This window comes from Emcibacter sp. SYSU 3D8, from assembly GCF_039655875.1.
GTDB lineage: Bacteria > Pseudomonadota > Alphaproteobacteria > SMXS01 > SMXS01 > RI-34.
This window is the reverse complement of record NZ_JBBYXK010000004.1, coordinates 340,621-363,496: the sequence shown is the minus strand read 5'-3', so window position 1 is coordinate 363,496 and position 22,876 is coordinate 340,621. Positions and strand designations below refer to the sequence as shown.

27 protein-coding genes are annotated in these 22,876 nt (G+C 64.7%); 12 read left to right on the top strand and 15 right to left on the bottom strand.

Annotated elements, in window-relative coordinates; genetic code table 11:
- Positions 1-11 precede the first annotated feature (11 nt).
- Positions 12-407, top strand: coding sequence for a hypothetical protein (locus WJU21_RS15720; RefSeq protein WP_346324398.1), 396 nt, complete (start codon positions 12-14; stop codon positions 405-407).
- Here WJU21_RS15720 and thrS read toward each other — a convergent pair.
- The 3 genes from thrS to WJU21_RS15705 all read right to left on the bottom strand — a co-directional run bounded on the left by thrS (position 400) and on the right by WJU21_RS15705 (position 3,395).
- A complete protein-coding gene (gene thrS / locus WJU21_RS15715; RefSeq protein WP_346324397.1) occupies positions 400-1,587 on the bottom strand; it encodes a threonine--tRNA ligase in 1,188 nt (395 codons plus the stop codon). The genes WJU21_RS15720 and thrS overlap by 8 nt on opposite strands.
- 353 nt (positions 1,588-1,940) lie before the next feature.
- A complete protein-coding gene (locus WJU21_RS15710) occupies positions 1,941-2,537 on the bottom strand; it encodes a VOC family protein (RefSeq protein ID WP_346324396.1) in 597 nt (198 codons plus the stop codon).
- A gap of 210 nt (positions 2,538-2,747) precedes the next feature.
- Entirely contained in the window at positions 2,748-3,395 is a 648-nt protein-coding gene (locus tag WJU21_RS15705; RefSeq protein ID WP_346324395.1) for a TetR/AcrR family transcriptional regulator, read from the bottom strand.
- Between the two features lie 108 nt (positions 3,396-3,503).
- Between WJU21_RS15705 and dmeF the strand changes: the two genes are divergently transcribed.
- Positions 3,504-4,427, top strand: a complete 924-nt coding sequence (gene dmeF, locus WJU21_RS15700; protein WP_346324394.1) for a CDF family Co(II)/Ni(II) efflux transporter DmeF — start codon at positions 3,504-3,506, stop codon at positions 4,425-4,427.
- Between the two features lie 22 nt (positions 4,428-4,449).
- Here dmeF and WJU21_RS15695 read toward each other — a convergent pair whose 3' ends face one another.
- Both WJU21_RS15695 and WJU21_RS15690 read right to left on the bottom strand, forming a co-directional pair.
- Positions 4,450-5,295 carry a fumarylacetoacetate hydrolase family protein gene (locus tag WJU21_RS15695; protein WP_346324393.1) on the bottom strand — a complete coding sequence of 282 codons (846 nt, stop codon included), beginning with the start codon at positions 5,293-5,295 and terminating at the stop codon, positions 4,450-4,452.
- A 3-nt stretch (positions 5,296-5,298) separates the two neighbouring features.
- Positions 5,299-6,147, bottom strand: a complete 849-nt coding sequence (locus WJU21_RS15690) for a MaoC/PaaZ C-terminal domain-containing protein (protein WP_346324392.1) — start codon at positions 6,145-6,147, stop codon at positions 5,299-5,301.
- Between the two features lie 143 nt (positions 6,148-6,290).
- On the opposite strand from WJU21_RS15690, the gene WJU21_RS15685 reads away from it, so the two are divergent.
- The 3 genes from WJU21_RS15685 (at position 6,291) to WJU21_RS15675 (ending at position 9,933) form a co-directional block, all read left to right on the top strand.
- The gene (locus WJU21_RS15685; RefSeq protein ID WP_346324391.1) at positions 6,291-7,298 is read left to right on the top strand and encodes a nitronate monooxygenase; all 1,008 of its coding nucleotides are present in this window, start codon (positions 6,291-6,293) and stop codon (positions 7,296-7,298) included.
- A 68-nt stretch (positions 7,299-7,366) separates the two neighbouring features.
- Complete coding sequence (locus WJU21_RS15680; protein WP_346324390.1) at positions 7,367-8,953, top strand: MBOAT family O-acyltransferase; 1,587 nt, start codon at positions 7,367-7,369, stop codon at positions 8,951-8,953.
- A 14-nt stretch (positions 8,954-8,967) separates the two neighbouring features.
- Positions 8,968-9,933 carry a hypothetical protein gene (locus WJU21_RS15675; RefSeq protein WP_346324389.1) on the top strand — a complete coding sequence of 322 codons (966 nt, stop codon included), beginning with the start codon at positions 8,968-8,970 and terminating at the stop codon, positions 9,931-9,933.
- Between the two features lies 1 nt (position 9,934).
- Here WJU21_RS15675 and WJU21_RS15670 read toward each other — a convergent pair whose 3' ends face one another.
- Positions 9,935-10,354, bottom strand: a complete 420-nt coding sequence (locus WJU21_RS15670; RefSeq protein WP_346324388.1) for a VOC family protein — start codon at positions 10,352-10,354, stop codon at positions 9,935-9,937.
- 92 nt (positions 10,355-10,446) lie between these two features.
- On the opposite strand from WJU21_RS15670, the gene WJU21_RS15665 reads away from it, so the two are divergent.
- On the top strand, positions 10,447-11,019 hold the full coding sequence (locus WJU21_RS15665) for a LemA family protein (RefSeq protein WP_346324387.1): 573 nt from the start codon (positions 10,447-10,449) through the stop codon (positions 11,017-11,019).
- Positions 11,020-11,029: 10 nt separating this feature from the next.
- Complete coding sequence (locus WJU21_RS15660) at positions 11,030-11,971, top strand: DUF3137 domain-containing protein (protein WP_346324386.1); 942 nt, start codon at positions 11,030-11,032, stop codon at positions 11,969-11,971.
- Here the strand turns inward: WJU21_RS15660 and WJU21_RS15655 are convergent.
- Positions 11,931-13,241, bottom strand: coding sequence for a chloride channel protein (locus tag WJU21_RS15655; protein WP_346324385.1), 1,311 nt, complete (start codon positions 13,239-13,241; stop codon positions 11,931-11,933). The genes WJU21_RS15660 and WJU21_RS15655 overlap by 41 nt on opposite strands.
- A 163-nt stretch (positions 13,242-13,404) precedes the next feature.
- Between WJU21_RS15655 and WJU21_RS15650 the strand changes: the two genes are divergently transcribed.
- Both WJU21_RS15650 and WJU21_RS15645 read left to right on the top strand, forming a co-directional pair.
- On the top strand, positions 13,405-14,397 hold the full coding sequence (locus WJU21_RS15650) for an aldo/keto reductase (RefSeq protein ID WP_346324384.1): 993 nt from the start codon (positions 13,405-13,407) through the stop codon (positions 14,395-14,397).
- 2 nt (positions 14,398-14,399) lie between these two features.
- Entirely contained in the window at positions 14,400-15,110 is a 711-nt protein-coding gene (locus WJU21_RS15645; RefSeq protein WP_346324383.1) for a hypothetical protein, read from the top strand.
- Between the two features lie 108 nt (positions 15,111-15,218).
- Here WJU21_RS15645 and arfB read toward each other — a convergent pair whose 3' ends face one another.
- The 6 genes from arfB to WJU21_RS15615 form a co-directional block, all read right to left on the bottom strand.
- On the bottom strand, positions 15,219-15,644 hold the full coding sequence (gene arfB / locus WJU21_RS15640) for an alternative ribosome rescue aminoacyl-tRNA hydrolase ArfB (protein ID WP_346324382.1): 426 nt from the start codon (positions 15,642-15,644) through the stop codon (positions 15,219-15,221).
- Between the two features lie 5 nt (positions 15,645-15,649).
- Positions 15,650-16,081: an SRPBCC family protein gene (locus WJU21_RS15635; protein ID WP_346324381.1), complete on the bottom strand. Its 432-nt coding sequence runs from the start codon at positions 16,079-16,081 to the stop codon at positions 15,650-15,652.
- An 86-nt stretch (positions 16,082-16,167) separates the two neighbouring features.
- A complete protein-coding gene (locus WJU21_RS15630; RefSeq protein ID WP_346324380.1) occupies positions 16,168-16,701 on the bottom strand; it encodes a VOC family protein in 534 nt (177 codons plus the stop codon).
- A 9-nt stretch (positions 16,702-16,710) separates the two neighbouring features.
- Positions 16,711-17,238 carry a VOC family protein gene (locus WJU21_RS15625; protein ID WP_346324379.1) on the bottom strand — a complete coding sequence of 176 codons (528 nt, stop codon included), beginning with the start codon at positions 17,236-17,238 and terminating at the stop codon, positions 16,711-16,713.
- 86 nt (positions 17,239-17,324) lie between these two features.
- Positions 17,325-17,732, bottom strand: a complete 408-nt coding sequence (locus tag WJU21_RS15620) for a MaoC/PaaZ C-terminal domain-containing protein (RefSeq protein ID WP_346324378.1) — start codon at positions 17,730-17,732, stop codon at positions 17,325-17,327.
- Complete coding sequence (locus WJU21_RS15615) at positions 17,729-18,187, bottom strand: hypothetical protein (RefSeq protein ID WP_346324377.1); 459 nt, start codon at positions 18,185-18,187, stop codon at positions 17,729-17,731. The genes WJU21_RS15620 and WJU21_RS15615 overlap by 4 nt, the downstream gene beginning before the upstream one ends.
- Before the next feature lie 134 nt (positions 18,188-18,321).
- Between WJU21_RS15615 and WJU21_RS15610 the strand changes: the two genes are divergently transcribed.
- Positions 18,322-18,672, top strand: a complete 351-nt coding sequence (locus tag WJU21_RS15610) for a cupin domain-containing protein (protein WP_346324376.1) — start codon at positions 18,322-18,324, stop codon at positions 18,670-18,672.
- Between the two features lie 53 nt (positions 18,673-18,725).
- Here the strand turns inward: WJU21_RS15610 and WJU21_RS15605 are convergent, their stop codons facing one another.
- Complete coding sequence (locus WJU21_RS15605; RefSeq protein WP_346324375.1) at positions 18,726-18,989, bottom strand: hypothetical protein; 264 nt, start codon at positions 18,987-18,989, stop codon at positions 18,726-18,728.
- A 224-nt stretch (positions 18,990-19,213) separates the two neighbouring features.
- Between WJU21_RS15605 and WJU21_RS15600 the strand changes: the two genes are divergently transcribed.
- On the top strand, positions 19,214-20,185 hold the full coding sequence (locus WJU21_RS15600) for a CorA family divalent cation transporter (protein WP_346324374.1): 972 nt from the start codon (positions 19,214-19,216) through the stop codon (positions 20,183-20,185).
- Between the two features lie 97 nt (positions 20,186-20,282).
- Entirely contained in the window at positions 20,283-21,656 is a 1,374-nt protein-coding gene (locus WJU21_RS15595) for an aromatic ring-hydroxylating dioxygenase subunit alpha (RefSeq protein WP_346324373.1), read from the top strand.
- A 15-nt stretch (positions 21,657-21,671) separates the two neighbouring features.
- Here WJU21_RS15595 and WJU21_RS15590 read toward each other — a convergent pair whose 3' ends face one another.
- Positions 21,672-22,712 carry a PDZ domain-containing protein gene (locus WJU21_RS15590; RefSeq protein WP_346324372.1) on the bottom strand — a complete coding sequence of 347 codons (1,041 nt, stop codon included), beginning with the start codon at positions 22,710-22,712 and terminating at the stop codon, positions 21,672-21,674.
- Positions 22,713-22,876: the final 164 nt, after the last annotated feature.

The following is a 22,876-nucleotide window of genomic DNA, read 5'->3' as shown; positions in this document are numbered from 1 at the left end:
TGACCGCGCGCATGCCCCGTCGCCTGCCGATCGCAATGGCTGCCCTGCTGCTGTGGAGCGGCGGGGCGCTTGCGCAGGCCGACAAGTTCGAGGATCAGCCGCCCGCGCCCGCAGGCTACGGTGCAGACGGCACCTTGATCCAGATGTGCAACGAGAACGATGTTCAGGCCGCCTTGCGGGAGTGCCAGTCCAAGATCCGCTCCTACGAGACAGCAATCCGAGACTTCGAACGCCGGAAGGCGCGCAAGGAGACGGATGCCACGTCGCGCCAGCTTCAGTGGCTGCGGGGCATGCAGCACGACCTGACCCGCTACAAGGATGCCTGCGCCAAGATCGACTACGGTCTGCAGCAACTCCGTGCCCACCCCGAAACCCGCTGCGACGCCAACGGCCAGCGGCTCAGGTAGCGGGCGCTGCAAGCAGCGCAACGGCGTCGGACAGCTGCATTACTGACTGCGAGCCGTCCCGCCGGCGCAGGGCGACGGTGCCCGCCGCAGCCTCCAGGTCGCCGACGATGGCCATCGCCGGAATACCGGCTTCATGGGCGGCTACGATACGGCGCGGCAAGGTTTCATTGCCGTCCCGCATGACCGCGCGCACATTCGCACGGTCCAGCGCTTCCCATACTTGCCGTGCATAGTCGCCGTGCCGGTCCGACACCGGCGCTACTGCGACCTGTTCCGGTGCGAGCCAGAACGGCAGGGCCGCGCCATAATGCTCCAGCAGCACGCCAACGAACCGGCCCATGGAGCCGAACACCGCGTGATGGATCATCACCGGCACGGCGCGGGAGCCGTCGGGTGCGACATAGGACGCGTCGAGCCGCTCGGGCAACACACAATCTAGTTGTACGGTGCCGCACTGCCATGTCCGCCCCAGCCGGTCACGCAGGATGAACTCAAGCTTGGGGCCGTAGAACGCGCCCTCGCCGGCTTTGACCGAGAACGACAGACCGCGCGACCGCGCCGCCTCGTCGAGCCGCGCCTCGGCCCAGTCCCACTGCGCGTCGGACCCGGCGCGCTCGGCCGGACGAGTGGCCAGCGCCACCTCGTACCCTGCAAAACCCAACTCGGTATAAACATCGTCCAGCAGGTCGATGAACCGGCCCATCTCCTCGACGGCCTGCTCCTCGCGGCAGAACACATGGGCATCGTCCTGCTCGAAGCCCCGGGTGCGCATCAGGCCGTGCATCGAGCCAGACGGCTCGTTGCGGTGGCACTGGCCGAACTCGGCGTAGCGGATCGGCAACTCGCGCCATGACCGCAGGCCCTTGTTGAATATCTGGACGTGGCATGGGCATGACATGGGCTTCAGCGCCATTTCGCGGCCGCCCTCGTCGGCGACGAGGAACATGTTGTCGCGGAACTTTTCCCAATGGCCACTGCGCTCCCATAGAACGCGCGGCAGCACCAGCGGTGTGCGCACCTCGGCATAGCCGAGGCGTCGCATTCGGCGCCTGATGTAGTCCTCCAGCACCCGGTAAACGGCATAGCCGTGCGGGTGCCAGAACACCATGCCGGGCGCGTCGTCCTGCTGGTGAAAAAGCTCCAGCCTGCTACCCAGGCTGCGGTGATCGAGATCGTCCATTTGCTGTACTCCTTGAGATGAAGGGCACGGCGGGGCGTCTGTCGCACAAAAGAAAAGGCCCCGTCGTCGCCGGCGGGGCCTTTGCTGATGAATGCGGTGTAATTTTACCGCACGCGACCACAAGACCAACCGCCGGAGGCGGTGGTCGTCGTCATGTTCGGCATGCGGTACATCGCGTTCATGCCAAACTATATGCGGTTTCGAAACGTCATGGTCAAGCCTCTTGACCGCCCGGTGACGCGGCCGTGCGGCGCACTGCTGGGCTGGTGATCCGTTCCTTCGCCGCGAGGTTCCGGGCTTCGCGGCCCATGGGATCGAGCGCGAACGCCCGTCTGGAATCCGAATCCGCTGTCTCAGTCACTGTCGCCGTGCTTCCAGTCGGCGCCGGTCCCCGCCAGCAGCTTTTCGAGCAGGATACCGATGGGCCGGATTGGATCAGTGCCATCCCAGGTATCGGCCGCGTACTTGATCATGCCGAACAGCTCGATGTAGAGCGGATCGTGCATCATCAGCTGGACCATGGTGCCCGGATGGTCGATCGAATCCAGGTAGACATGCCGGTTGCGGTCGGTCCGCGTGATATCGATGTAGGACTGGGTCACCTCGAAGCGGCGACCCCCGGCCTGCAGCTTGCTCACCACGTCGTCCGGTTCGTCGGCCCATACGGCGATGTGCTGAAGGCCGCCGTCCGGCACCCGTTTCAGGTAGTCCTTGTAGATGCTCGGCGCGTCGCCATGAGGCTGGATCAGCTCGATCTGCTGGTCGCCCGAATAGGTGAAGGCGGGGGACAGTTCGAACTCGTATTGCTTGCCGTAATACAGGCCGGGCAGCTTCAGATGCTCGTCCACATAGAATGGTCCGACGCCGATGTCGATCCAGTGCCTGGTGGCTTCGCGCATGTTGGGAACAACATAGCCCTGCTGGATCACAGGCCCGAAAATCCGGCTCATGACACTTCTCCCGCTTTGACGTCACGCCGGATCGCAACTCCCATAACGGTCGACGGCGCAAGGGGCCCCCCTCCGAGCCACTGGCGCCGTCCCGTCTCCCCCAGGTAATCCGTGCGTTTGAACGAAGGTTACCGATGGCGATTTATTCATGCAAGCTTAAATAAAAACAGGTTTTTAGTTGCAATTGCACTTACCCGGCGCCGGCAAGGCTCAAAACGTTGCTTTCCCGGTGAATTGCCGGTGCAGTGTCTGCAGCCGGGCCTGCAGCGCGTCGCGGGTGTCGCCGCTGGTCAGGGGAATGAGCATTTCGCACATGGCCAGCATGTACAGCCCCTCAAGGTTGGCGATGGATATGGTGCCGTTTCCCCACTGGATCATCAGGGCGTGTTGCCCCATCAGCAGCCGGCGCGCCGTCAGTTCCAGATCGACCCAGGGCAGGAAATCCCCCGCCTCGCGCATCTGCTCAAGACACCCGAGGAAGTGCTTCACAGGCGTTTCGATGGTGTAGATCGAGATTCTGTTGGAGGCGAGAACCGACGCATAGGCGCGGGAAAAATTCTCGCTTCTGGCGATGCTGTCGACGATCGCCCCGTTCATCTGGATCAGTCGATCGACTCCCTTGCCGTCGATCGCCGCCTCGATTCGCTCGAAAACGATCTCCAGTCGGCCGCGGAACGCTTCGCCAAGCAGCGCGTCCTTGCCGCCATATATTTCATAGAGCGTTCGGGTGGAGATGCCGGTCCGCTTGGACAATTCGCGCATGGTGACGCCGTCATAGCCACGCTCGGCCATAAGTCGCCAGGCCTCCGCCTGAATACCCTGCCGCCGTTCGACCTGTCTGCCGTCGCCATCCGCCATGCAAACCCCCTCGATTTGCCGGTAGGCTTTTCTATAGCGGCTCAATGTGACACATGTCACTTCGGATCGCGCGCGACCACGATGTTTTGATCAACCGGAGATTGTGCCATGCATGCGGAAAACCTCGACCGCTGGAGCCATTCGCACCGTTTCGAAACGGGCGGCGAGGGCGCGGCCGAACGCCGGACGCGGATCGTCGTGATCCTGACTTTCGTGGTGATGATCGTGGAGATCGCCGCCGGCCTGGCGTTCAATTCCATGGCGCTGCTGGCCGATGGCTGGCACATGGCCACCCACGCGGGCGCGCTCGGCATCGCCGCCTTCGCCTATTCCTACGCCAGGCGTCATGCCAACGATCCGCGATTCGCCTTCGGCACCGGCAAGGTCGGCTCCCTGGCCGGCTTCGCCAGCGCCGTGGCGCTCGCCATGGTAGCGGCCCTGCTGATCTGGGAGTCCGCGACTCGGCTCACATCGGTCCAGGTGATCGGCTTCGACGAAGCCCTGCCCATCGCAGTACTTGGCCTGCTGACGAACCTGGCCAGCGTGGCGATTCTCGGTGGCCACGGCCACACCGCCGACCATGACGAACATGGTCACGGCCACCACCACCATGACCACAACCTGCGCGGGGCCTATCTCCATGTGGTCGCCGACGCGCTCACCTCGGTGACCGCCATCGCCGCCCTGCTGCTGGGCAAATATTTTGGCTGGTGGTGGGTTGACCCGCTGATGGGCATCGCCGGCGGCACCGTGATCCTGGTCTGGGCGTACGGTCTGATGCGCCAGGCCGGCGGTACGCTGATCGACATGACCGATGCCGGCCTGCGCCAGGAGGTCGTCGACGCCATCGAGGGCGACGCCGACAACAAGGTCGCCGATCTGCATCTCTGGCGAGTCGGACCCGGACATTGGTCAGCCATCGTCTCGCTGGTCACCCACCATCCGCGTGATCTGGAGCACTACCGGGCGCTGCTCGCGCCCGTGCACGAGATCAGCCACCTCACCGTTGAAGTTCAGAGCTGCCAGGAATAGCCGGCGGCGGACGCCCCGTTGCCTATGCGTCCTGCACCACCAACTGGCTCTGTTCGCCCAGACCCTCGACGCCCAGGCGGATCCGCTGCCCAGGCTGAAGGTAGGTTTCCGGCGTCATGCCCTGGCCTACACCCGCCGGCGTGCCGGTGGTGATGATGTCGCCGGCATGCAGCGTCATGAAGCGGCTGAGATAGCTGACCAGGAACCGCACCCCGAAGATCATGTCGGCGGTGGTGCCGTTCTGCCGGCGCTCGCCATCCACTTCCAGCCAGATCCGCAACTTTTGCGGATCGGGAACCTCGTCGCGGGTCACCAGCCACGGGCCGATCGGGCCGAAATGGTCACCCGACTTGCCCTTGACGAACTGGCCCTCGCGGTCCTTCTGGAATTCCCGTTCGGAAACATCGTTGACCACGCAATAGCCGGCCACATGCTCGAAGGCGTTGGCCTCGGCGATGTATTTTCCCGTCGTGCCGATGACGATGCCCAACTCGGCCTCCCAGTCCAGCTTGGTCGAGCCGCGCGGCCGGATGACGTCGTCGTTGGGCCCGCAGATCGCGTGGACCGACTTGGTGAACAGCATCGGCTCGGTCGGCACCCGCGCGCCGGTCTCGGCCGCGTGGTCGCGGTAGTTGAGACCGATGGCGTGGAACATGCCGGTGCCGGCGACGCAGGGGCCGACGCGCTGCTTGCCCGGCACCAGCGGCAGCGATTCAACATCCAGCGAACGAAGCTGCGCCAGGGCACCATCGGACAGGGCCGAGGGGGTCAGATCGCGGATCACGCCCGACAGGTCGCGTATGGCGCCGTGCCGGTCGATGATCCCGGGCTTCTCCAGACCCTTGGGGCCATAGCGCAGCAATCGCATGGATCAGTCCTTCAGCACGCAGCGGCCGTTATTGATCACCATCACGTCCCGCTCCTTCAGCCGGCTGCGATACGAGACCACGTTGCCATCGACCCACATGTCGACGATCACCGTCTCGCCCGGATAGACCGGCGACGAAAACCGGGCATCGAACGCCGTGATCCGGGTGTGATCGTAATTGCAGATGGTCTGCAGCACCGCCCGGCACGACACGCCATAGGTGCACAGGCCGTGCAGGATCGGTTTCGGGAAGCCCGCCGCCGTCGCCACGTCCGGGTCGCAGTGCAGCGGATTGCGGTCGCCCGACAGGCGGTACAGCAGCGCCTGGTCCTCGCGGGTCGCCAGCTCGCAGGTGGCGTCCGGCTTGCGGTCCGGGATCTGGTGGGTCTCGGCCGGCGCCGGGCCGTTCGGGCCGCCGAAGCCGCCGTCGCCGCGCGCGAAGATGCTCGACATCGACGTGGACACCGGCGCGCCCGTGTCCTTCAGCCGGGTCTTGGTTTCCATGTAGATCACGGCGCCCTTGCCGGCGCCCTTGTCGAGCGCCTCGGCGACGCGTGCCTCGACCAGCAGGTCGGCCTTCCAGGGCAGCGGCTGGTGCAGGGTGATCCGCTGCTCGCCATGCACCACCATGGTGTAGTTGACACCTTCCAGCAGGTTGCCGCGGGCTCCGAACAGCGCCGCCATCGTCGGCACGGTCTTCAGGTTCTTCTCGTAGGTATATTGCAACTCCTGCGGGTCGAGCGGCGCGCGCCCCATCCCCAGGCCCAGCGCATACAGCATGGTTTCCCGGTCGCCGTAGGAATATTCGCCCTTCGCCGTGCGCGCCTTGATCTCGTCGTATGTGAAAGCCATCGGTCTCTCCCCGCTTCACTGATCCGGCAGGCATCCTAGAGTGGTTTGCGCGCTTTCACCAAGCGCGGATGACGGTGAATGTCGGGCCATGGCGCCGGATGTTTCCAGATGGTAATGTCGCCTCTGAATCGAATGGAGGGATCATGGGGCTGAAGACGCCGTTGTGCGAAATGCTGGGTATCGAACATCCGGTGATGCTGGCGGGCATGGGCGGCGTTTCCTACGCCGAATTATGCGCCGCGGTTTCCGAGGCGGGCGGTTTCGGCTCGCTGGGCATGGCGTCGGTGCCGCCTGACGGCATTCGCGATCAGATGCGCCGGGTAAAGGACCTGACCGACAAGCCCTTCGGCGTCGACCTGCTGGCCGCCATTCCGGACTCGCTGACCCGCTCGGTCGACATCATCATCGAGGAAGGCGCCAAGGCGTTCATCTCGGGCCTGGGGGTGCCCTCCTCGATCCTCCAGGTGCTGCACGAGGCCGGCATCGTCGTCATCCAGATGTGCGGCGCGGTCAAGCATGCGGTCAAGGGCGAGCAGGCCGGCATCGACATTGTCATCGGCCAGGGCACGGAAGGCGGCGGCCACACCGGCCAGGTCGCCGGCATGGCGCTGATCCCGCAGATGGTCGAGGCGGTGAACATCCCGGTGGTCGCCGCCGGCGCCATCACCGACGGGCGCGGCCTGGCGGCGGCGCTGGCGATGGGCGCGCAGGGCGTGTGGATCGGCACCCGCTTCATCGCCTCGCGCGAGGCGCATGCCGCCATGGGCTACAAGCAGGCGATCATCGACGCCGCCGACATCGACACGGTCATCTCGCGCTCCTATTCGGGCAAACCCATGCGGGTGATCCGGAACGAGTGGACCACCGACTGGGAGTCCCGCCCGCAAGACATCAGGCCATTCGGCGAACAGGGCCGCGCCTCGCGCGACGCGGGCGTCATGCGCCCGCTGATGGGCGACACCAGCGCCTATGACCCCAGCCGCGACGCCACCGCCGCCGGCCAGGGCGCCGGCGCCATCCACGACATCCCGGCGGCGGGCGATATCGTCCGCGAGGTGGTCGCCGAAGCCGAAGCCACCATCGCCCGGTTATCCGGCATCGCCGCCGGCCGCTATGCGCCGTCGCCCCGCCAAGGCACCCGGTCCGCCTGACCCTTTGCGCCGCCGGTCCGAAATGCTAGCGTGCGCCGCTCGCGCATGCGATCGGCCCGGATGTGCCGATGAGCCCGCATTCGCATCGGGGGGCCGATCAGGTGCTTTTCAATTCCAACGTCTTCCTGTTCGTCTACCTGCCTGTCGTCCTCGTCATCTTCCATCTGCTGCGGCCAAGGACCGACGGGCGCTGGGCCATGGGCTGGCTGGCGGCGGCCTCGCTGTTCTTCTACGGTTATTGGGATATCCGCTTCCTGCCGTTGCTGGCCGGATCGATCACCGTCAATTATCTGCTCGCCCGCGCCATCGGGCCCGACCGGCGAAAGTCGGTCTTCATCGCCAGCCTGGTATTCAATCTGGGGCTGCTGGCGTTCTTCAAATACGCCAACTTCTTTGTCGACAACGTTGAAGCCCTGACCGGCTTCGAGATTGCCATGCGGCAGATCGTCCTGCCCATCGGCATCTCGTTCTTCACCTTCACCCAGATCGCCTTCCTGGTCGACCGCAGGCAGGGCAAGGCGGCGCAGCCCGGCATCGTCAATTACACCTTGTTCGTCACCTTCTTTCCGCACCTGATCGCGGGGCCGATCCTTCACCACCGCGAGATGATGAGCCAGTTCGAGTCTCCCGAAGGCCGCAAGTGGAATGGCGGGGCATTCAATGCCGGCCTGTTCCTGCTCGCTGTCGGCCTGGTGAAAAAGGTGGTGATCGCCGACAGCGTCGGCGCCTTCGCCGCCGCCCGCTTCGCCCGGGTGGCAGCCGGCGAGCAGCTCGAGGCCATGGTCGCGTGGCTCACCGCGCTGGCCTATCACCTGCAGATCTATTTCGACTTCTCGGCCTATTGCGAGATGGCCATGGGACTGGCGCTGCTGTTCGGCATCCGCTTTCCGGCCAATTTCGATTCGCCCTATCAGGCGCGAAGTATCGTCGACTTCTGGCGGCGCTGGCACATGACCCTCTCGCGCTTCCTGCGCGATTACCTGTATGTGCCGCTGGGCGGCAACAGGCACGGCGAAGGCCAGCGGCTGGCGAATCTGATGATCGTCATGCTGCTGGGCGGCCTGTGGCACGGCGCGGCCTGGACCTTCGTGCTCTGGGGCGGGCTGCATGGCCTGTACCTGATCGTCAATCATGCATGGACCCGAAGCGGCCTGAAACTGCCCTGGAGCTGGCTGGCGCTGGTGCTCACCAACCTCGCCGTTATCGTTGCCTGGGTGCCGTTCCGCGCCGACTCGCTGGCGACGGCGGCCTCGCTCTATCACTCCATGCTGTTCCTGGGCGACACCGGCCTGCCGCTCGAGATGGCGCAGGTCCTCGCTAGGTTCGGCGTCACTGTCGATAATGTGCATTTTTTCGCCGAGAACAGCCGCATGGAGTTCTATACCGGCATAGTCTGGATATTGGGCGCCGGAACTATCGCCCTGTTCGCGCCCAGCGCCTTGAGGTTGCTGGCGTTCCAGCCCATCGCCACTGATCAGGAAACGCTGGAGGCCGGCTGGGCAGAGCGCGCCAGGTCCAGGCCGAAGCCATTCCCACGGCGGCGTGGCCTGACCTTCACCACGACGCTGGCCTGCATCACCGGCCTGTTGCTGTTCGTAGGCGTGAGGCTGATCAATGGGGCACCCGCCTCTGAATTCCTGTACTTCCAGTTTTGACGCGGACCAGCCCCATGCATCGGAACGCAGGAAAATTCTCCATCATCGCTGTCGCTGTGCTGGCTGCCGCCATGGCGATAAATCTGGGCGCTGCCAAACTCGCCTTAAAGATGCCTACCAAGCGGTCTATCGGCATGTGCTCCATGATTGACCAGCGCATCGCCCTGGCGCAGGCGGCACCTTCGCCCAAAATGCTCATTGTCGGCGGCTCGGGAACCACGCAGGGCATCAAGGCCAAAACGATCAGTGAAATGCTGGGCATCCGAGCGCAGAACTTTGGTTTACATGGCTCGTTCGGGCCGGGGTTCGACCTCTTCCTGGCAAAGAAAGCCCTCCGCCCCGGCGACTCGGTGCTGCTTACCTTCGAATATTCCGCATATCTGCTCGACAAGCCAACCGACGTCTCGCTTGATGTCATGTATGGCTGCGGCCACGACTATCTGAAGCAGTACAGCATGGTCGAACAAATCCGAATTATGGTCGGCTTTCCACTTTCCGCGCTGCTGGATCGCATTACTTTTGCGCTCGCGCCAGCAAAGCCGACCAGCCTTCCGGAATATTCCGCCTGGGGTGATCAGCCGAAGGGACATTTCCCCGAAACCGGCGAGGCACATGCGCGTCGCGTCGCCCTGTACCGGCCCATGCAGGTCGTTATCCTAGCTGATGGAGCCGCCGCGCAAGAGATCGCCGATTTCGCCAAGTGGGCACGTCAAAACCAGATCGAACTGATTTCGACTTGGCCGAACACTCTAGCTTTCAAGGAATACCTCACGATGCCTGGTTTTGCCGAAATTAGACGATTCTACGAACACCTCGGCATCCCGGTCATCGGCGCACCCCAACTGGCCATGCTCCCTGTCGAATATATGAGCGACACCCAGTATCACCTGAACGACGAGGGCATCCGCATCCGGACGGCCCGTCTCGCCAAAGCCCTGGCCGCGCGCCCGGAGCTGCTTGCCCCGCTGCGCGGCGAGTGACCTACCACTCGCCTGTATTGTCCATGCTGGCCCAAGGCTCGGCGGGCGGCAGCGCCTGACCCTTCTGCAGCAGCTCGATGGAGATATTGTCCGGCGAGCGGACGAACGCCATGCGGCCGTCGCGCGGCGGGCGGTTGATGACAACCCCCTTGTCCATCAGGCTCTGGCACAGCGCGTAGATATCGTCGACCTCGTAGGCCAGATGGCCGAAGTTACGGCCGCCGCCATACTCCTCGGGATCCCAGTTATAGGTCAGCTCCACCTGCGCGTCGGGCTGTCCAGGCGGCGCCAGAAAGATCAGCGTGAAGCGGCCCTGCGGCACCTCGTGCCGGCGCAGCTCCTCCAGCCCCAGCTTGTTCACGAAAAAATCCAGCGCGCTGTCCAGATCGCCGACGCGCAGCATGGTGTGTAGGTAACGCATTGTTCTACCCCGCATTGAGTTCGCGGCCAGTATAGCCGATGATCGCGGCGGGCAACCATCCACCATCGCCCGGGTCAACAGGAGGGGGAACCATGCTCTATGCTTTGATCGCCGTCGGCGTGCTCGTGCTTGTGTTCTACATGCTCTACGTGAAGCTGATCACGCGGCGCAACAATGCGCGCGAGGCGCTCTCGACCATCGACGTCCAGCTCCGCCAGCGCCATGACCTGATCCCCAACGTGGTGACGCTGGCGCAGAAGTTCATGACCCACGAACGCGAGTTGCTGGAAAGCGTCGTTGCCGCCAGGACCCAGGCGCAGCAGCCTTACAGGTCGGACGACCCCAACGCGGTGCGCGAGCATCTCAAGGCCGAACAGCAGCTTTCCATGGGCCTGGGCCGCCTGCTCGCCATTGCCGAGAACTACCCGGAACTGCGGTCGTCCGAGACCATCGTCACCGCCCAGCGGACCCTGAACGAGGTCGAGGGGCATATCGCCGCCGCCCGGCGCTTCTACAATTCGTCGGTCACCGACCTGAACAATGCGGTGGAGATCTTTCCGTCCAGCCTCGTCGCCGGCATGGTCGGCGTTCAGAAAATGCCGTTCTACGAGGTCGAGGACGCGGCGGCCCGCGCGCCGGTCAATGTGGCCGACCATATGAAGTAGGCTGCGCCCCATGGCCAACGACGCCGCGCCCTGGCTCACCGGATTCGATGAATTCCGCGCCCGGGAAATCGACCCCATCATCGGCGAGCTGGAAGCGGCGCGCCACGAAGCCCGCAATGCCGCGCTGAAGCGTGCGTCGTGGTTTATTCCGCTGGCCCTGCTCGGCGTCGGGCTTGTCTGGCTCTATCTGCCCGGAGACTTCCTGATCTTTGCCGCCTTTGTCGCGGTTGGCGGCAGCTGGGCATTCATCCAGCATCCGATCATCCGGCACCAGAAGGTGGTGAAGGAAAAGCTGGTCACGCGCCTGTGCGGTTTCTTCGGCCTGGACTTCTGCCTGGTGCCGCGGCACGACCCGATCCCCGAGTTGCGCCGCGTCGGCCTGCTGCCCAGCCACAACCGTGATGGCCGGGAGGACCAGGTTTCGGGGGTCTATGAGGGCGTGCGGCTGGAGATGACCGATCTGCACCTGCGCCAGGTCAGCGGCTCGGGCAAGAACAAGCGGGACGTGACCGTCTTCCGCGGGCCGGTGTTCAGCTTCTCCTTCGCCAAGCGGTTCCACGGCACCACCATTATCAAGGCGGATGCCACCGTGATCGGCAACTGGTTCGGCAGCATCGGCATGGGCGACATGGAGCGGGTCAGGCTGGAGGACCCGGAATTCGAGAAATGCTTCGAGGTCTACGGCACCAATCAGGTGGAAGCCCGCTATCTGCTCACGCCCGGCTTCATGCAGCAGCTCATCGAGCTGCGCAACAGCCTGGGCAGCAAGATGCAGGCGGCGTTCGACGGCGACAGCCTCTACATCGCCGCCAACAACGGACAGGACCATTTCGAGGTGCAGGGCTATTCCGGCAAGGCGGTCAATGTGCAGCTCGACAGGTTCGTCGGCGACATCGGCATCCTGTTCAGGATCATCCGGACGCTGAATCTGGAGTCGAAGACGCGTCTTTAGCAGGCGCGGCTTTAGCCGGTTTGGCCGGCAGGAATCCCTTGCTCAGCGCATGATAGATGCCTTCGCGGCAGACCAGCCGGGACGCGCCGTGGGCAATTGCCGCCGCCGCCATCAGCGGCAGCAGCATGTCGTGATTATCGGTCATCTCGGTCACGATGACGAAGGCCGTGATCGGCGCCTGGGTGACCCCGGCGAAATAGGCGACCATGCCCAGCAGCACGACCGCGCCCATGGCATCGGCCGGAAACAGCTGCGCGATGTTGAAGCCGAACCCGGCGCCCACGGCCAGCGACGGCGAGAAGATGCCACCCGGAATGCCGCTGATCGATGAGATGGCCGTCGCCAGCAGCTTCAGGATCCCAAAGTCCCAGGACAGCGTGCCCGAACCGCTGAGGACCTGATCGACCTGATGATAGCCGGTGCCGTAGATCGCATCGCCCGAGAGCAGACCGCAACAGGCGACAGCCAGCCCGCAAGCTGCCGCAAAGGCCACCGGACGGGCCTTTATCAGCGCGCCGGCCCGATTCGGCAGGCCCCGCGACATGGTCACCACCACCTTGCTGAAGCCGCCGCCCAATAGTCCGCCAACGACCCCGCACAGCGGCACCGCCATCCACACGCCGCGGTCATGCAGCGCCGCATGGCTGACGCCGAAATAGGTGTAATTGCCCAGGAAGAACACCGACGTCATGCCGGCGATGATGATGCAGCCGATGATCAGCCCGCTGGTGCGCGCTTCGAACGACTTGCTCATTTCCTCGATGGCGAAGACGATGCCGGCCAGCGGCGTGTTGAAGGCCGCAGCCACGCCCGCCGCCGATCCCGCCAGGATCAGACCGGCCTGACGCCGCGGCGACAGCCGTCCCGCAGCGAACATGATCGAGGCGCCGACCTGCACCGTCGGGCCCTCGCGCCCCGTCGAGGCACCGGACAGCATCCCGAGGAGCGTGAGGAAAATCTTTCCGGCGGCCATGCGCAGCGAGACCAGCCTGCCCCGTGTCTCCGGATCGGTGATGGCGCGCGCGGCAATGGCCTGCGGGATGCCGCTCCCCTGTGCATCGGGGAAAAACCGCCGCGTCAGCCACACCACCACCGCGAAACCCAAGGGCGTGACGACCAGCGCCCAGTAGCGCGAATAGGCCAGCACCCCATGGAATCGCTCCTGTGCCCAGTCGCCCCAGATCGCCAGCAGCACGGCGGCTGCGCCAACCACCAGCCCGCCCGCCAGAAACAGGATACGCCGGACCCAACGCCTGCGGGCGACCGCCACTCGGCGCCGCAATCTTGTTCGGCGCTCTGATTCCGGAGAAGACACCATGTCTTACTTCATAGGCGCTGACATCGGCTGCCGTCACGCAAAAGCCACGGGCACCGGTTGCGTCCGCCACACGGAGGGTGCAAATTCCGTCCAAGCACGACACAAGGAAGTACCGATGAACCGTCGCAAATTACCATTTTCCGATGTTGAGATTTCGCGCCTGGGCCTGGGGTGCATGAGCATGTCGGCCGCCTATGGTACGCCCGAAGAGGGCCAGGCGGAAATGACCCTGCGCCGCGCCGTCGAGATGGGGGTCACATTCCTCGACACGGCCAATGTCTACGGCAACGGCCACAATGAGGAACTGATCGGCCGGGTGCTCGGGCCTGTGCGCGACCAGGTCCAGATTTGCACCAAGTTCGGCTTCGTCCCCGGCGAGAAGGGCGCGCTGTCGGTCGATGGCCGGCCTGAAGTGGTCCGCGCCCGCTGCGAGGAAAGCCTCCAGCGGCTCGGCACCGACTATATCGACCTCTATTACGCTCACCGGGTCGATCCCAACGTGCCCATCGAGCACACGGTCGACGTCATGGGCGCGCTGGTGACCAGCGGGCTGGTGCGCGCCATCGGCCTGTGTGAAGTAAACTCGGACACGTTGCGCCGCGCCCACCGCATTCACCCGATCTCGGCGGTACAGTCCGAATATTCGCTCTGGAACCGCGAGCCCGAGGGCGGGATCATCGAAACCTGCCGCGAGTTGGGCGTCGCCTTCATTCCTTTCAGCCCGCTGGGCCGGGGCATGCTGACCGGCACGCTGACCCCGGCCACCCAGTTCGCCAAGGGCGACATGCGCTCGTTCCTGCCGCGCTTTACCCAGGGCAATTTCGAGAAGAACCTGGCGCTGGTCACCCGCCTGCGCCAGATCGCGCTGTCGAAGCACTGCACGTCCGCGCAGCTTGCGCTGGCCTGGGTGATGGCCAAGGGCGACGACATCACGCCGATCCCGGGCACCAAGCGGGTCGAAATCCTGGAAGAGAATGTCGGCGCCCTCGACATTCCCATGGACAAGGCCACCATGGACGAGCTCGAGACCCTGTTCCCCGTCGGCGCGGCGGTCGGCGAGCGCTATCCCAGCCAGATGAGCCGGCTGGCCCAGACGGACCGCGGATGAGGATGGACCAACTCCACGACGCCATGGTGCTCGCCCTTGAAAAGGCGGGCGGCAAGACGCCGTATGCCATCACCGGTAACAAGCCCACCGGCAAGCAGGCCGACGTGAACTTCCGCCCCGAAGGCATCATCGCCGAGGTACGGATGCTCTACGACGACCAGCTCGGCGCCGAGCAGTTCGTCTCCAGCCTCTACGACATGTACAATCGCTGGCTGTTCACCTACGAAACCCCGCTGGTGACGGGCCGCGGCCAGATCAACACCGCCGACCTGCCGGCCGATGGCATCGAACAGCTTCGGCGCGTGGTCACCCTCAACCTGCCGGCTGGGCTGATCGCCGCCAACAAGCAGATCAAGCAGTCGCGGATCGACTTCGGCATGCGCACGGCGGGCGGCCTGCTCGCTTATGTGCTGCCACTCGGCGTACCGATCGACCCGGCCATTGTCCTCTATTTCATCTCCCGCGCCTTTCACGCGTCGGACGAATGGCCCGCCATCGACCACATCCTGCTGGCGACCTGCCGGGTCGACGAAATCGACCCCGACCAGCGGCCACCCTACTGGCGCATGATCACCCGCGACGGCGTGGAGCCGCTGCCGGCGGGTTTCGAGGACAGGCTGAAGACCGCCTGGTTCGGTGTCCTCAGCCAGCATTTCGGCAAGGAAATCGGCTATGCGCAAGTCGAGCCATTCGCCGGATTTGGCGCACCATAACCCTCATTCCGGCGAAGGCATCCCAGACGGCCACGCACAATCCGGCACGTAGGACACCGGCGGATCGGGCTCGATGCATCCATTTGGCGTCATCTCAGCCGGGGAATGCTATTCGTCCCGCACCTTGCCGCGCAGGCTCTTCACGCCGGAACGCTGGGCCTTTCCTTCGCGCCGCCTTTCCTTCGCGGCCTTGCTCGGCTTGGTGGCCCGCCGCTTGACCGGCGGGACTGACGCCTTGCGGATCAGGTCCAGCAGCCGCTCGCGCGCGTCGGCGCGGTTGCGTTCCTGGGTGCGGTAGCTCTGGGCGGTGATCACCAGCACGCCGTCCTGGGTCACCCGGCTGCCGGCCAGCGCGATCAGCCGCACGGCCACGTCGTTGGGCAGCGAGGGCGAGCGGCGCACGTCGAAGCGCAGCTGCACCGCCGTCGCCACCTTGTTGACGTTCTGGCCACCCGGCCCGCCGGCGCGGATGAAGCTCTCGTCAAGCTCGCTGTCGTCGATCGAAATCGAGTTGGTGACCGGAATGGCAGCCATGGGGCCTAGAGTACGGCCGCAGCGGCCAGCGCCTGCGACATGCCCGTATAGGAGCCTTCCAGCAGCTTCGCGACCTCAGCCTCATCGGCGCCGGGCGCCGCCTCGAATACGCCTGTCCAGTTCAGCCGGCAGCCGCCGGGCCGGTCGCTGACCACCACCGTGGCCCTGTACTGGCCCATGCCGATCGGCTTGCCGGCGACCAGCGTGTAGACCTGGGTGCGGGTGCCATGATCCAGTGTGTCGAGCCGCTCGGCCATGGTGCCGATGCCGGGCAGGGTCAGGTGGCGGGTCATGCCGACGCCTGGGCCGCCGGTGATCTCGATGGTGCGCGCGGGGTCCGTGCCGGTCCATTCCAGAAAGCCGGCGAAATCGGCCAGCACCTTCCAGACCTTGTCCGCCGGCACCGGCAGATCCTGTTCGACGTTCACGGTTCCCATGCGCCTCTCCCCAATATGGCTGCGCCGCGGACCATCGCCCGCGGCGCGAAAACCATATCACCGGCAAGCCGCCAAGCGAAACCGGGTCAGCGGATGTCGACGAACGGGCTGTCGCCCGGCTTCCAAAGCTGGTGCGCCCGCTTCAACGCCGTCCAGCGCTCGCGCATCGCCTGCGGGGGATCGCCATGGACCTCGGTGAAGCAGCCATTGACCGAGCGCGTGTCGAAATAGGCCGCGTCCACATTGTCGGCATGCAGACGGGTGGCGCAGTCGAAGCCCATGTCCTCGAGGCGCTTGAACTCGCCCTCGAAGTCGCGGGCCAGGAAAGCCACATGATGGAAACCCTCCTCGCCCTTCTTGTACATGTCGCGGTAGATGGACGGCTTCTCGTCATGCTGCTGGATAAACTGGATCATGATGTCGCCGAGGTAACCGAACGCATAGGACACGTCGGCCTCGATATCCTGGCCGCGGTACTCGAAACTGTCGGTCTTGTGGTGCGCCGCGATGCGGAACGGGCCGGCGCCATAAAGCTCGCTCCACTTCTTCGCGTGCGCCTCGACGTCGTTGACGAAATAGGCCTGCTGGAACATCGGGTAACCGTTGCGTGGGTCAGCCATGATCGCCTCCTACAGGGTCAGGAACGGGCTGTCGCCCGGACGCCAGAGTTCGTGGGCACGGTGCATCGCCATCCAGCGGCCCATCAGGTGCGGCGGATCGCCGTGCAGTTCGGTGAAGCCGCCATTGACCGAGCGGGTGTCGAAATAGCAGGCGTCGACCTCGTCGGCGTAGAGCCGGCAGGCGCTTTCGAAGCCCATGTCCTGCCACCGCTTGAACTCGCCCTCGAAGTCGTGGACCAGCGTGGCGACGTGGTGGAACCCCTCCTCGCCCTTCTTGTACATGTCGCGGTAGATCGACGGCTTGTCGTCATGCTGCTGGATGAACTGGATCATCATGTCGCCGAGATAGCCGAACGCATAGGACACGTCGGCCTCGGTGTCCGTGCCGCGGTATTCGAACTTCACGGTCTTGTGGTGCGGGACCATGCGGAACGGGCCGGCGCCGAACAGCCGGCTCCATTTCACGATCGACTCTTCCAGGTCGTTGACCAGATAGGCCTCCTGGAACAGCGGATAGGATTTGCGGAAATCGACCATGACGTCTCCCTGGATTGGTGTCTGCCCGACTCATGCGGCAAAACGGCGCCAAAGGGAAGCACCGAACCAGCATCCATGAATATTTTTTAGCCCGGCAGGGCTACGGTCGCGGTGCCCTTGAGCGGCGGCTCGGTGCCCGGCCGCTCCAGCCAGATGTCGCACTCGGCCAGCGTCACGCCGCCCTCCTCGCGCACCCCGGTCACCACGCCCTTGGCGGTGATATGGTCGCCGTCCAGCACGGCCATGGGAAAGGTCATCACCAGGCGCTTTATGGCGCCGGGACCGGCCCATTCATGCAGCATGTTGATCATGTAGCTGAGGCCCAGCGGACCCTGGTTGATGGTGTGTTGCCCGAAGCCCAGCGCGTCCACCGAATTGCGGTCCCAGTGCACCGGGTTGGGATCGCGAAGGATGGCGGCCATGGTGCGCATCCGCTCGGGCCGCACGCTTTCCATCACCCAGTCGGGAATCCTGTCGCCTGTCTTGACGTTCACAGCAGGCCCCTCCGGTAATGCCAGGTAATCGTGGTCCGCGCCGCCAGGGTGCCGTCGGCCTGCGCCACCTCGAACTGGAACTGGATGCGGTCGTAGAGCCGGTCGTTGCGCGAGGTGTGGCGCGAGGCCGAGATGATCTTGCCCGAGATGTTGTAGGGCACATCCTCCTTCAGCGGCACGAACATTTCCCAGTCATAGCTCTCGATGCCGATGGAGAAATCGGACTCGGCCTGCCCCAGGGCGAACATCTCGCCGATGGTGGTCTTGCTGCCCAGGATCGGCATGTGGAACAGCACCACGGGATGCACCATCCCGCCTGGCAGCAGATCGGCGCCGGTGCATTCGGTCAGCAGAAAGTTTTCCCAGTGCTCGACGGTATAGGTGCCGCCTGGAAAGGTGTGGCCAACGATGCCGGCGATCTCGGCTTCGGGCGGTATGGGTCTTGATGCTGTCATGATGTCCCCGTTTTGGCGTACCTGACGTTAGGCGCACACTTCGTGCCCGGTCAACGCGAAGAAATGCGGCGTTGCCGATTTCATTGCGGCGTGAGGCGCGCTAGGCTGGACCGCTTGCAACGGGGAGGTTCGCAATGGCGATGACTGTGGAACGGAACTGCTTTTCCGGGCTCGAAGGCGTTTACGACCAGCTCAAGGCCCGCAGGCTCTGGCCGTTGACGTCGGTGCATGAAAAGGCACTGCAGCGCGAAGCGCCGCACTGGCACCCCTACAACAATCACCTGTTCCTGCTGGAAGGCACCATCAGTGTCTTCGACGAGGATGCCGGCATCCGCTACGACCTCAAGGGCGGCGATCTCTGTATCGTCCCGGCGAAAACACTGCACGCGGCCGCGTCGGATGGCCCGATGGTGCTGATGGTCTGCTTCGACGAGCCCACGCCCATGTCGAAGATCAAGGCCAACCCGGCGGAAGAGCCGCGCTGAATCAAAAAGGGCGCGCCGAAGCGCGCCCTTTCCTGGCCGTGAAACCGGCCCTGTTACTTCTTCGACGTGATCTTCAGCGAGGAAACCTCGAACAGGCCCCTTCTCGACTCGTACCGGGCGCGGATCGAGCTGCCCGGCGTCAGGTCGGCCTCGTTGACCTCGTCGTCATAGTGCAGTTCAATGCCGTTGGTCAGGTGAATGACGTTGTTCTCGACGTCGACCTTCTCGATGCGGCCTCGGATGTCGGCGGCCTGGGCGGCGCCAATACTTGCCACAGCGAGGGCGCCGACAACGGCGAGCGACAGGATCTTTTTCATTGGATTGACCTTCCGTGGGTAGGTTGCAGGCGCACGTTATATCGGAGTGCAAAGGGCATTCCATCCCGCTTCCCTGCAACGCAGCTGTGCGTTCCATCACTTGTGACTTTTTCTGATGCACTGGTCTGCGGCGGCGCGGCGGCCCCACCGTCTCACACCGCAGGCTCCGAAAGGCCGTGGTCGGGCGTCACGGAACTGAAACAAGGGACTGCTAGACCGGCATCATGCTGGATCGCGTCGGCCTGATATCCGCTTACCGCTTCGACGGCCAAGGCCGCGCCCGCCTGGTCGACTGGGACGATCTGACCGCGGCTGGCCAAGGTAGCGGCTTCGTCTGGATCCATCTGCAGCAGAACGCCGCCTATACCCGGCAATGGCTTACACGTGAAAGCGGTCTCGACCCCGTTGTCGTCGAGGGCCTGCTGGCGCGGCAATCACGGCCCCGCTGCACCGAATTCGTGAATGGGCTGATGCTCGACCTGCGCGGCATCAACCTGGACCCGACCTGCGAGGAGGAGATGACGCCGCTCCATGTCTGGATCGAGGCACGGCGCCTGATCACCGTGCGCCTTTACCGGATAAAGGCAACCCGCGACATTCGCGAACAGCTTGCCGCCGGCCATGTCCCCACCTCGATCGGCGGGCTGCTGGCGCGGCTGACCCACCGGCTGATCGAGCGGGTCGAACCCGCCATCACCGCCATCGATGACGACATGGACATGCTCGAGCATGACATGGTCGAGGACCGCAGCGCCGCCACCCGCGCCCGCCTGAACGGCCTGCGCCGTCGCGCCGTGGCGCTGCACCGCTACGTGGCGCCGCAGCAGATGGCGCTCGCGCGTCTCGCCGGCCAGCGGGTACTCGACATCGACGTCCAGACCCGCGGCCGGCTGAGCGACGTGGCCGACGATGCCAGCCGCTCGGTCGCCGATCTGGACGCGATCCGCGAACGCGGCAAGCTGATCCACGAGGAAATGGAAGCCCGCGTCAACGACCGCATGCAGGCCAACATGTATCTGCTGTCCATGGTCTCGGTGGTGTTCCTGCCGCTCACCCTGCTAACCGGTCTGCTCGGCATCAATGTGGCCGGCATTCCGTCCGCCGAAAGTCCGAAGGCGTTCTGGAGCGTCTGCCTGATCCTGCTGGGATTGGGCATCGCCGAGATCTGGTATCTGCGCCGGCGCTACCTGACCTGACTCTCGACTTCGACGCCGGTATTCAGCACGCGCGACTGGAATCAGGGAACGGAATTTGCCATTCTCGTTTCAGGGGACGACTTCACGGGGACGTATGATGAACAAGATGGACTTTCCGGCCGCCCGCAGCTTTGCGCTCAATCCTGGTGCAGAGCCCGGTTCGCCCGAGGCGCTCGCGCCCTATCAGGACTACGGCGACCGCTCCTATTCCACCGACCGCTATGTCTCGCGGGAATGGGCCAAACGGGAATGGGACAATATGTGGACCCGTATCTGGACCCTGGCCGGCGTCGCCAAGGACATCCCCGAAGTTGGCGACTACTTCAAATACGATTTGGGCCCGGAAAGCTTCATCGTGACCCGGCACGGCACGGGCCCGAACGATATTTCGGCCTATTACAATGTGTGCCATCACCGGGGCAACCGGCTGGTGATGAGCGAGTTCGGCCATGCCGCCTCGTTCAAATGCGCCTTCCACTCGTGGGAGTGGAACCTGGACGGCACCCTGAAGAACATCCAGGACCGCGAAACCTTCCGCACCGCCGTTGTCGCCGACGATCCGCCGCTGAGCCAGGTCCGCTGCGAATTGTGGGACGGCTTCATCTTCATCAACATGGACCTGAACGCCGGGCCCCTGCTGGACTTCATCGGTCCGCTGGTCGAGCACATGAAGGCCTACCGTTTCGCCGACATGCATGTGGTGAAGGACCTGGAGACGCCCTGGCCCTGCAACTGGAAGATCGGCCACGATGCATTCATCGAGGTCTATCACGTCCATGCGGTGCACCCCGAGATCCTGTCGTTCTTCAACGACCGCGAGGTGCAGTGGGACACCTATCCCAACGGCATGAGCCGCCAGCTGCTGAAATTCGGCGAGATCAGCCCCAAGCTCGACGACCATGAAACGCTGAACGAGGGTCTGAAATACCTGTTGTCCGAGGTGGATGTGACCCCCGAGCAGTTCCGGGGCCAGCCCAACGACGCCCGTCGGGTGCTCCAGGAAGCCAAGCGCGCCTGGGCGGCCAAGCGCGGCATCGATTACAGCGAGTTCACCGATAACCAGCTCACCGACGACTGGAACTATTCGATCTTCCCGAACGTGACCTTCAACGCGCATCCGGAAGGCCTGCTGATCCAGCGCTTCCGGCCGCACCGGTCGGATCCCGAGCAGATGACCTACGACCTGTTGGTGCTGATCCGCCCGGTGGACGACCCGAACTACAAGGTTCCCGCCTATATGGGCGTCGAAGACGGCACCGACCTGTCGGGCAAGGTGCGGCCCGAGCGCATGCACATCAAGTACGGCGACGACGGCCTGGGTTACGTCATCAACCAGGACGCCAGCATGATGGGCTATGTCCACCAGGGGGTGCAGTCGCGCGGCTACAAGGGTGCCCGCTATTCGGACCAGGAACAGCAGCTGCGCCACTGGCACAACGAGCTGGAGCTTTATGTGAAGGGCGAGAAGTAGACCGCCCGCCCGCCTTCAGGGCCGCGGGGTGATCTGGACGTCCAGCATCTCGCGCTGGCCGCCGCGCAGGATTTCCAGCCGCACCGTCTGGCCCGCCGTCAGGCGTTCCGCCTGATATTGCAGGTCCTTGGGCTGCAGGATGGCCTCGCCGTCGAAGCCGGTGATGATGTCGCCGCGCTGCAGGCCCGCCTTCTGCGCCGGGCTGCCCAGCACCGCATTGAGCACATAGGCGCCCTGGGTGCCCTCGGCGCCGAGCCGGTAGGCCGCCTGCGGCGACACCGCCCCGATCTGCACGCCGAGCCAGCCGGGCGCGCCCGGGCGGGCATAGGGGCCGGCCATCTGCGGCGCGGTGCCGCCATAGCCGCTGCGGGCCGCGTCCACGGTCAGGGCGCGCTGCTCAAGGCGCTGTTCGGCCTTGCTGGCATCCTGCTCCATGCAGCGGCGGTACTCGTCGCGCTGCTGCTCGTAATCCCGGTAGAAATCGTCCGAACACTGGCGGAATGCGGCATTGGGCCTTCCCGGCTCGCCGCCTGCCCGCGCCGAGGCGCAGGCTTCATCGCGTGGCAGCAGGGGATTGTCCGGCGGGCCGCGGAATCGCTCGAGCTCGGCGGCAAGATGGTCGCACGAGCTGCCGACGCCTGCCTGCCCGTCCTGAGCCGGAGCGGCCCCCTGCACATATGACGGCTCCGGCGCGCTGCGTCCATAGGCAGGCGGCGCGCTGCGTCCATAGGCAGGCGGCGCGCTGCGCGGCTCGGGTGCGTATGCCGGCGGGCCGCCCGGTCCGGGCAAGCGCGTCGGACCGCGCACTGTTCCAGCGGCAGGATCATAGACCCCGCCCGCGGACGGATCCGCATAGGGATCGTTCGCCGGGTCCGCCGTCCTGCCATACCCCTGTCCGGCTTGCGGCTGGCTGCCATAGGACGGGCGGGACGGCTCGTCTGGTGCGCCGTAATTGCCGCCAGGCGGCGGATCGAGTGATTCGCTCGTGATCTGGGCGTGCGCCGCACCGGCGGCGACCAGGGCCATGACTGAAAACGCGATAGCGCGGCGAACCACGGGCAACCTCTCTTCACACATAATGGACGATGTCGGCTCAGCCAGCATCATTCAGCAACGGCATGGCCAATACCATCCACCTGAAGAAATGGGTATTCCCAATGTCATTCGCACGCCGGTTGTTTTCGCAGGCGGCCATCCCTACTGTTTTTGGCGGGGAATAC

Excerpts from the sequence above, each read along its gene's own strand:
- WJU21_RS15720 (WP_346324398.1), top strand. The coding sequence starts at position 12 with ATGCCCCGTCGCCTGCCGATCGCAATGGCTGCCCTGCTGCTGTGGAGC.
- thrS (WP_346324397.1), bottom strand. The coding sequence starts at position 1,587 with ATGGACGATCTCGATCACCGCAGCCTGGGTAGCAGGCTGGAGCTTTTT.
- WJU21_RS15710 (WP_346324396.1), bottom strand. The coding sequence starts at position 2,537 with ATGAGCCGGATTTTCGGGCCTGTGATCCAGCAGGGCTATGTTGTTCCC.
- WJU21_RS15705 (WP_346324395.1), bottom strand. The coding sequence starts at position 3,395 with ATGGCGGATGGCGACGGCAGACAGGTCGAACGGCGGCAGGGTATTCAG.
- dmeF (WP_346324394.1), top strand. The coding sequence starts at position 3,504 with ATGCATGCGGAAAACCTCGACCGCTGGAGCCATTCGCACCGTTTCGAA.
- WJU21_RS15695 (WP_346324393.1), bottom strand. The coding sequence starts at position 5,295 with ATGCGATTGCTGCGCTATGGCCCCAAGGGTCTGGAGAAGCCCGGGATC.
- WJU21_RS15690 (WP_346324392.1), bottom strand. The coding sequence starts at position 6,147 with ATGGCTTTCACATACGACGAGATCAAGGCGCGCACGGCGAAGGGCGAA.
- WJU21_RS15685 (WP_346324391.1), top strand. The coding sequence starts at position 6,291 with ATGGGGCTGAAGACGCCGTTGTGCGAAATGCTGGGTATCGAACATCCG.
- WJU21_RS15680 (WP_346324390.1), top strand. The coding sequence starts at position 7,367 with ATGAGCCCGCATTCGCATCGGGGGGCCGATCAGGTGCTTTTCAATTCC.
- WJU21_RS15675 (WP_346324389.1), top strand. The coding sequence starts at position 8,968 with ATGCATCGGAACGCAGGAAAATTCTCCATCATCGCTGTCGCTGTGCTG.
- WJU21_RS15670 (WP_346324388.1), bottom strand. The coding sequence starts at position 10,354 with ATGCGTTACCTACACACCATGCTGCGCGTCGGCGATCTGGACAGCGCG.
- WJU21_RS15665 (WP_346324387.1), top strand. The coding sequence starts at position 10,447 with ATGCTCTATGCTTTGATCGCCGTCGGCGTGCTCGTGCTTGTGTTCTAC.
- WJU21_RS15660 (WP_346324386.1), top strand. The coding sequence starts at position 11,030 with ATGGCCAACGACGCCGCGCCCTGGCTCACCGGATTCGATGAATTCCGC.
- WJU21_RS15650 (WP_346324384.1), top strand. The coding sequence starts at position 13,405 with ATGAACCGTCGCAAATTACCATTTTCCGATGTTGAGATTTCGCGCCTG.
- WJU21_RS15645 (WP_346324383.1), top strand. The coding sequence starts at position 14,400 with ATGGACCAACTCCACGACGCCATGGTGCTCGCCCTTGAAAAGGCGGGC.
- arfB (WP_346324382.1), bottom strand. The coding sequence starts at position 15,644 with ATGGCTGCCATTCCGGTCACCAACTCGATTTCGATCGACGACAGCGAG.
- WJU21_RS15635 (WP_346324381.1), bottom strand. The coding sequence starts at position 16,081 with ATGGGAACCGTGAACGTCGAACAGGATCTGCCGGTGCCGGCGGACAAG.
- WJU21_RS15630 (WP_346324380.1), bottom strand. The coding sequence starts at position 16,701 with ATGGCTGACCCACGCAACGGTTACCCGATGTTCCAGCAGGCCTATTTC.
- WJU21_RS15625 (WP_346324379.1), bottom strand. The coding sequence starts at position 17,238 with ATGGTCGATTTCCGCAAATCCTATCCGCTGTTCCAGGAGGCCTATCTG.
- WJU21_RS15615 (WP_346324377.1), bottom strand. The coding sequence starts at position 18,187 with ATGACAGCATCAAGACCCATACCGCCCGAAGCCGAGATCGCCGGCATC.
- WJU21_RS15610 (WP_346324376.1), top strand. The coding sequence starts at position 18,322 with ATGGCGATGACTGTGGAACGGAACTGCTTTTCCGGGCTCGAAGGCGTT.
- WJU21_RS15605 (WP_346324375.1), bottom strand. The coding sequence starts at position 18,989 with ATGAAAAAGATCCTGTCGCTCGCCGTTGTCGGCGCCCTCGCTGTGGCA.
- WJU21_RS15600 (WP_346324374.1), top strand. The coding sequence starts at position 19,214 with ATGCTGGATCGCGTCGGCCTGATATCCGCTTACCGCTTCGACGGCCAA.
- WJU21_RS15595 (WP_346324373.1), top strand. The coding sequence starts at position 20,283 with ATGAACAAGATGGACTTTCCGGCCGCCCGCAGCTTTGCGCTCAATCCT.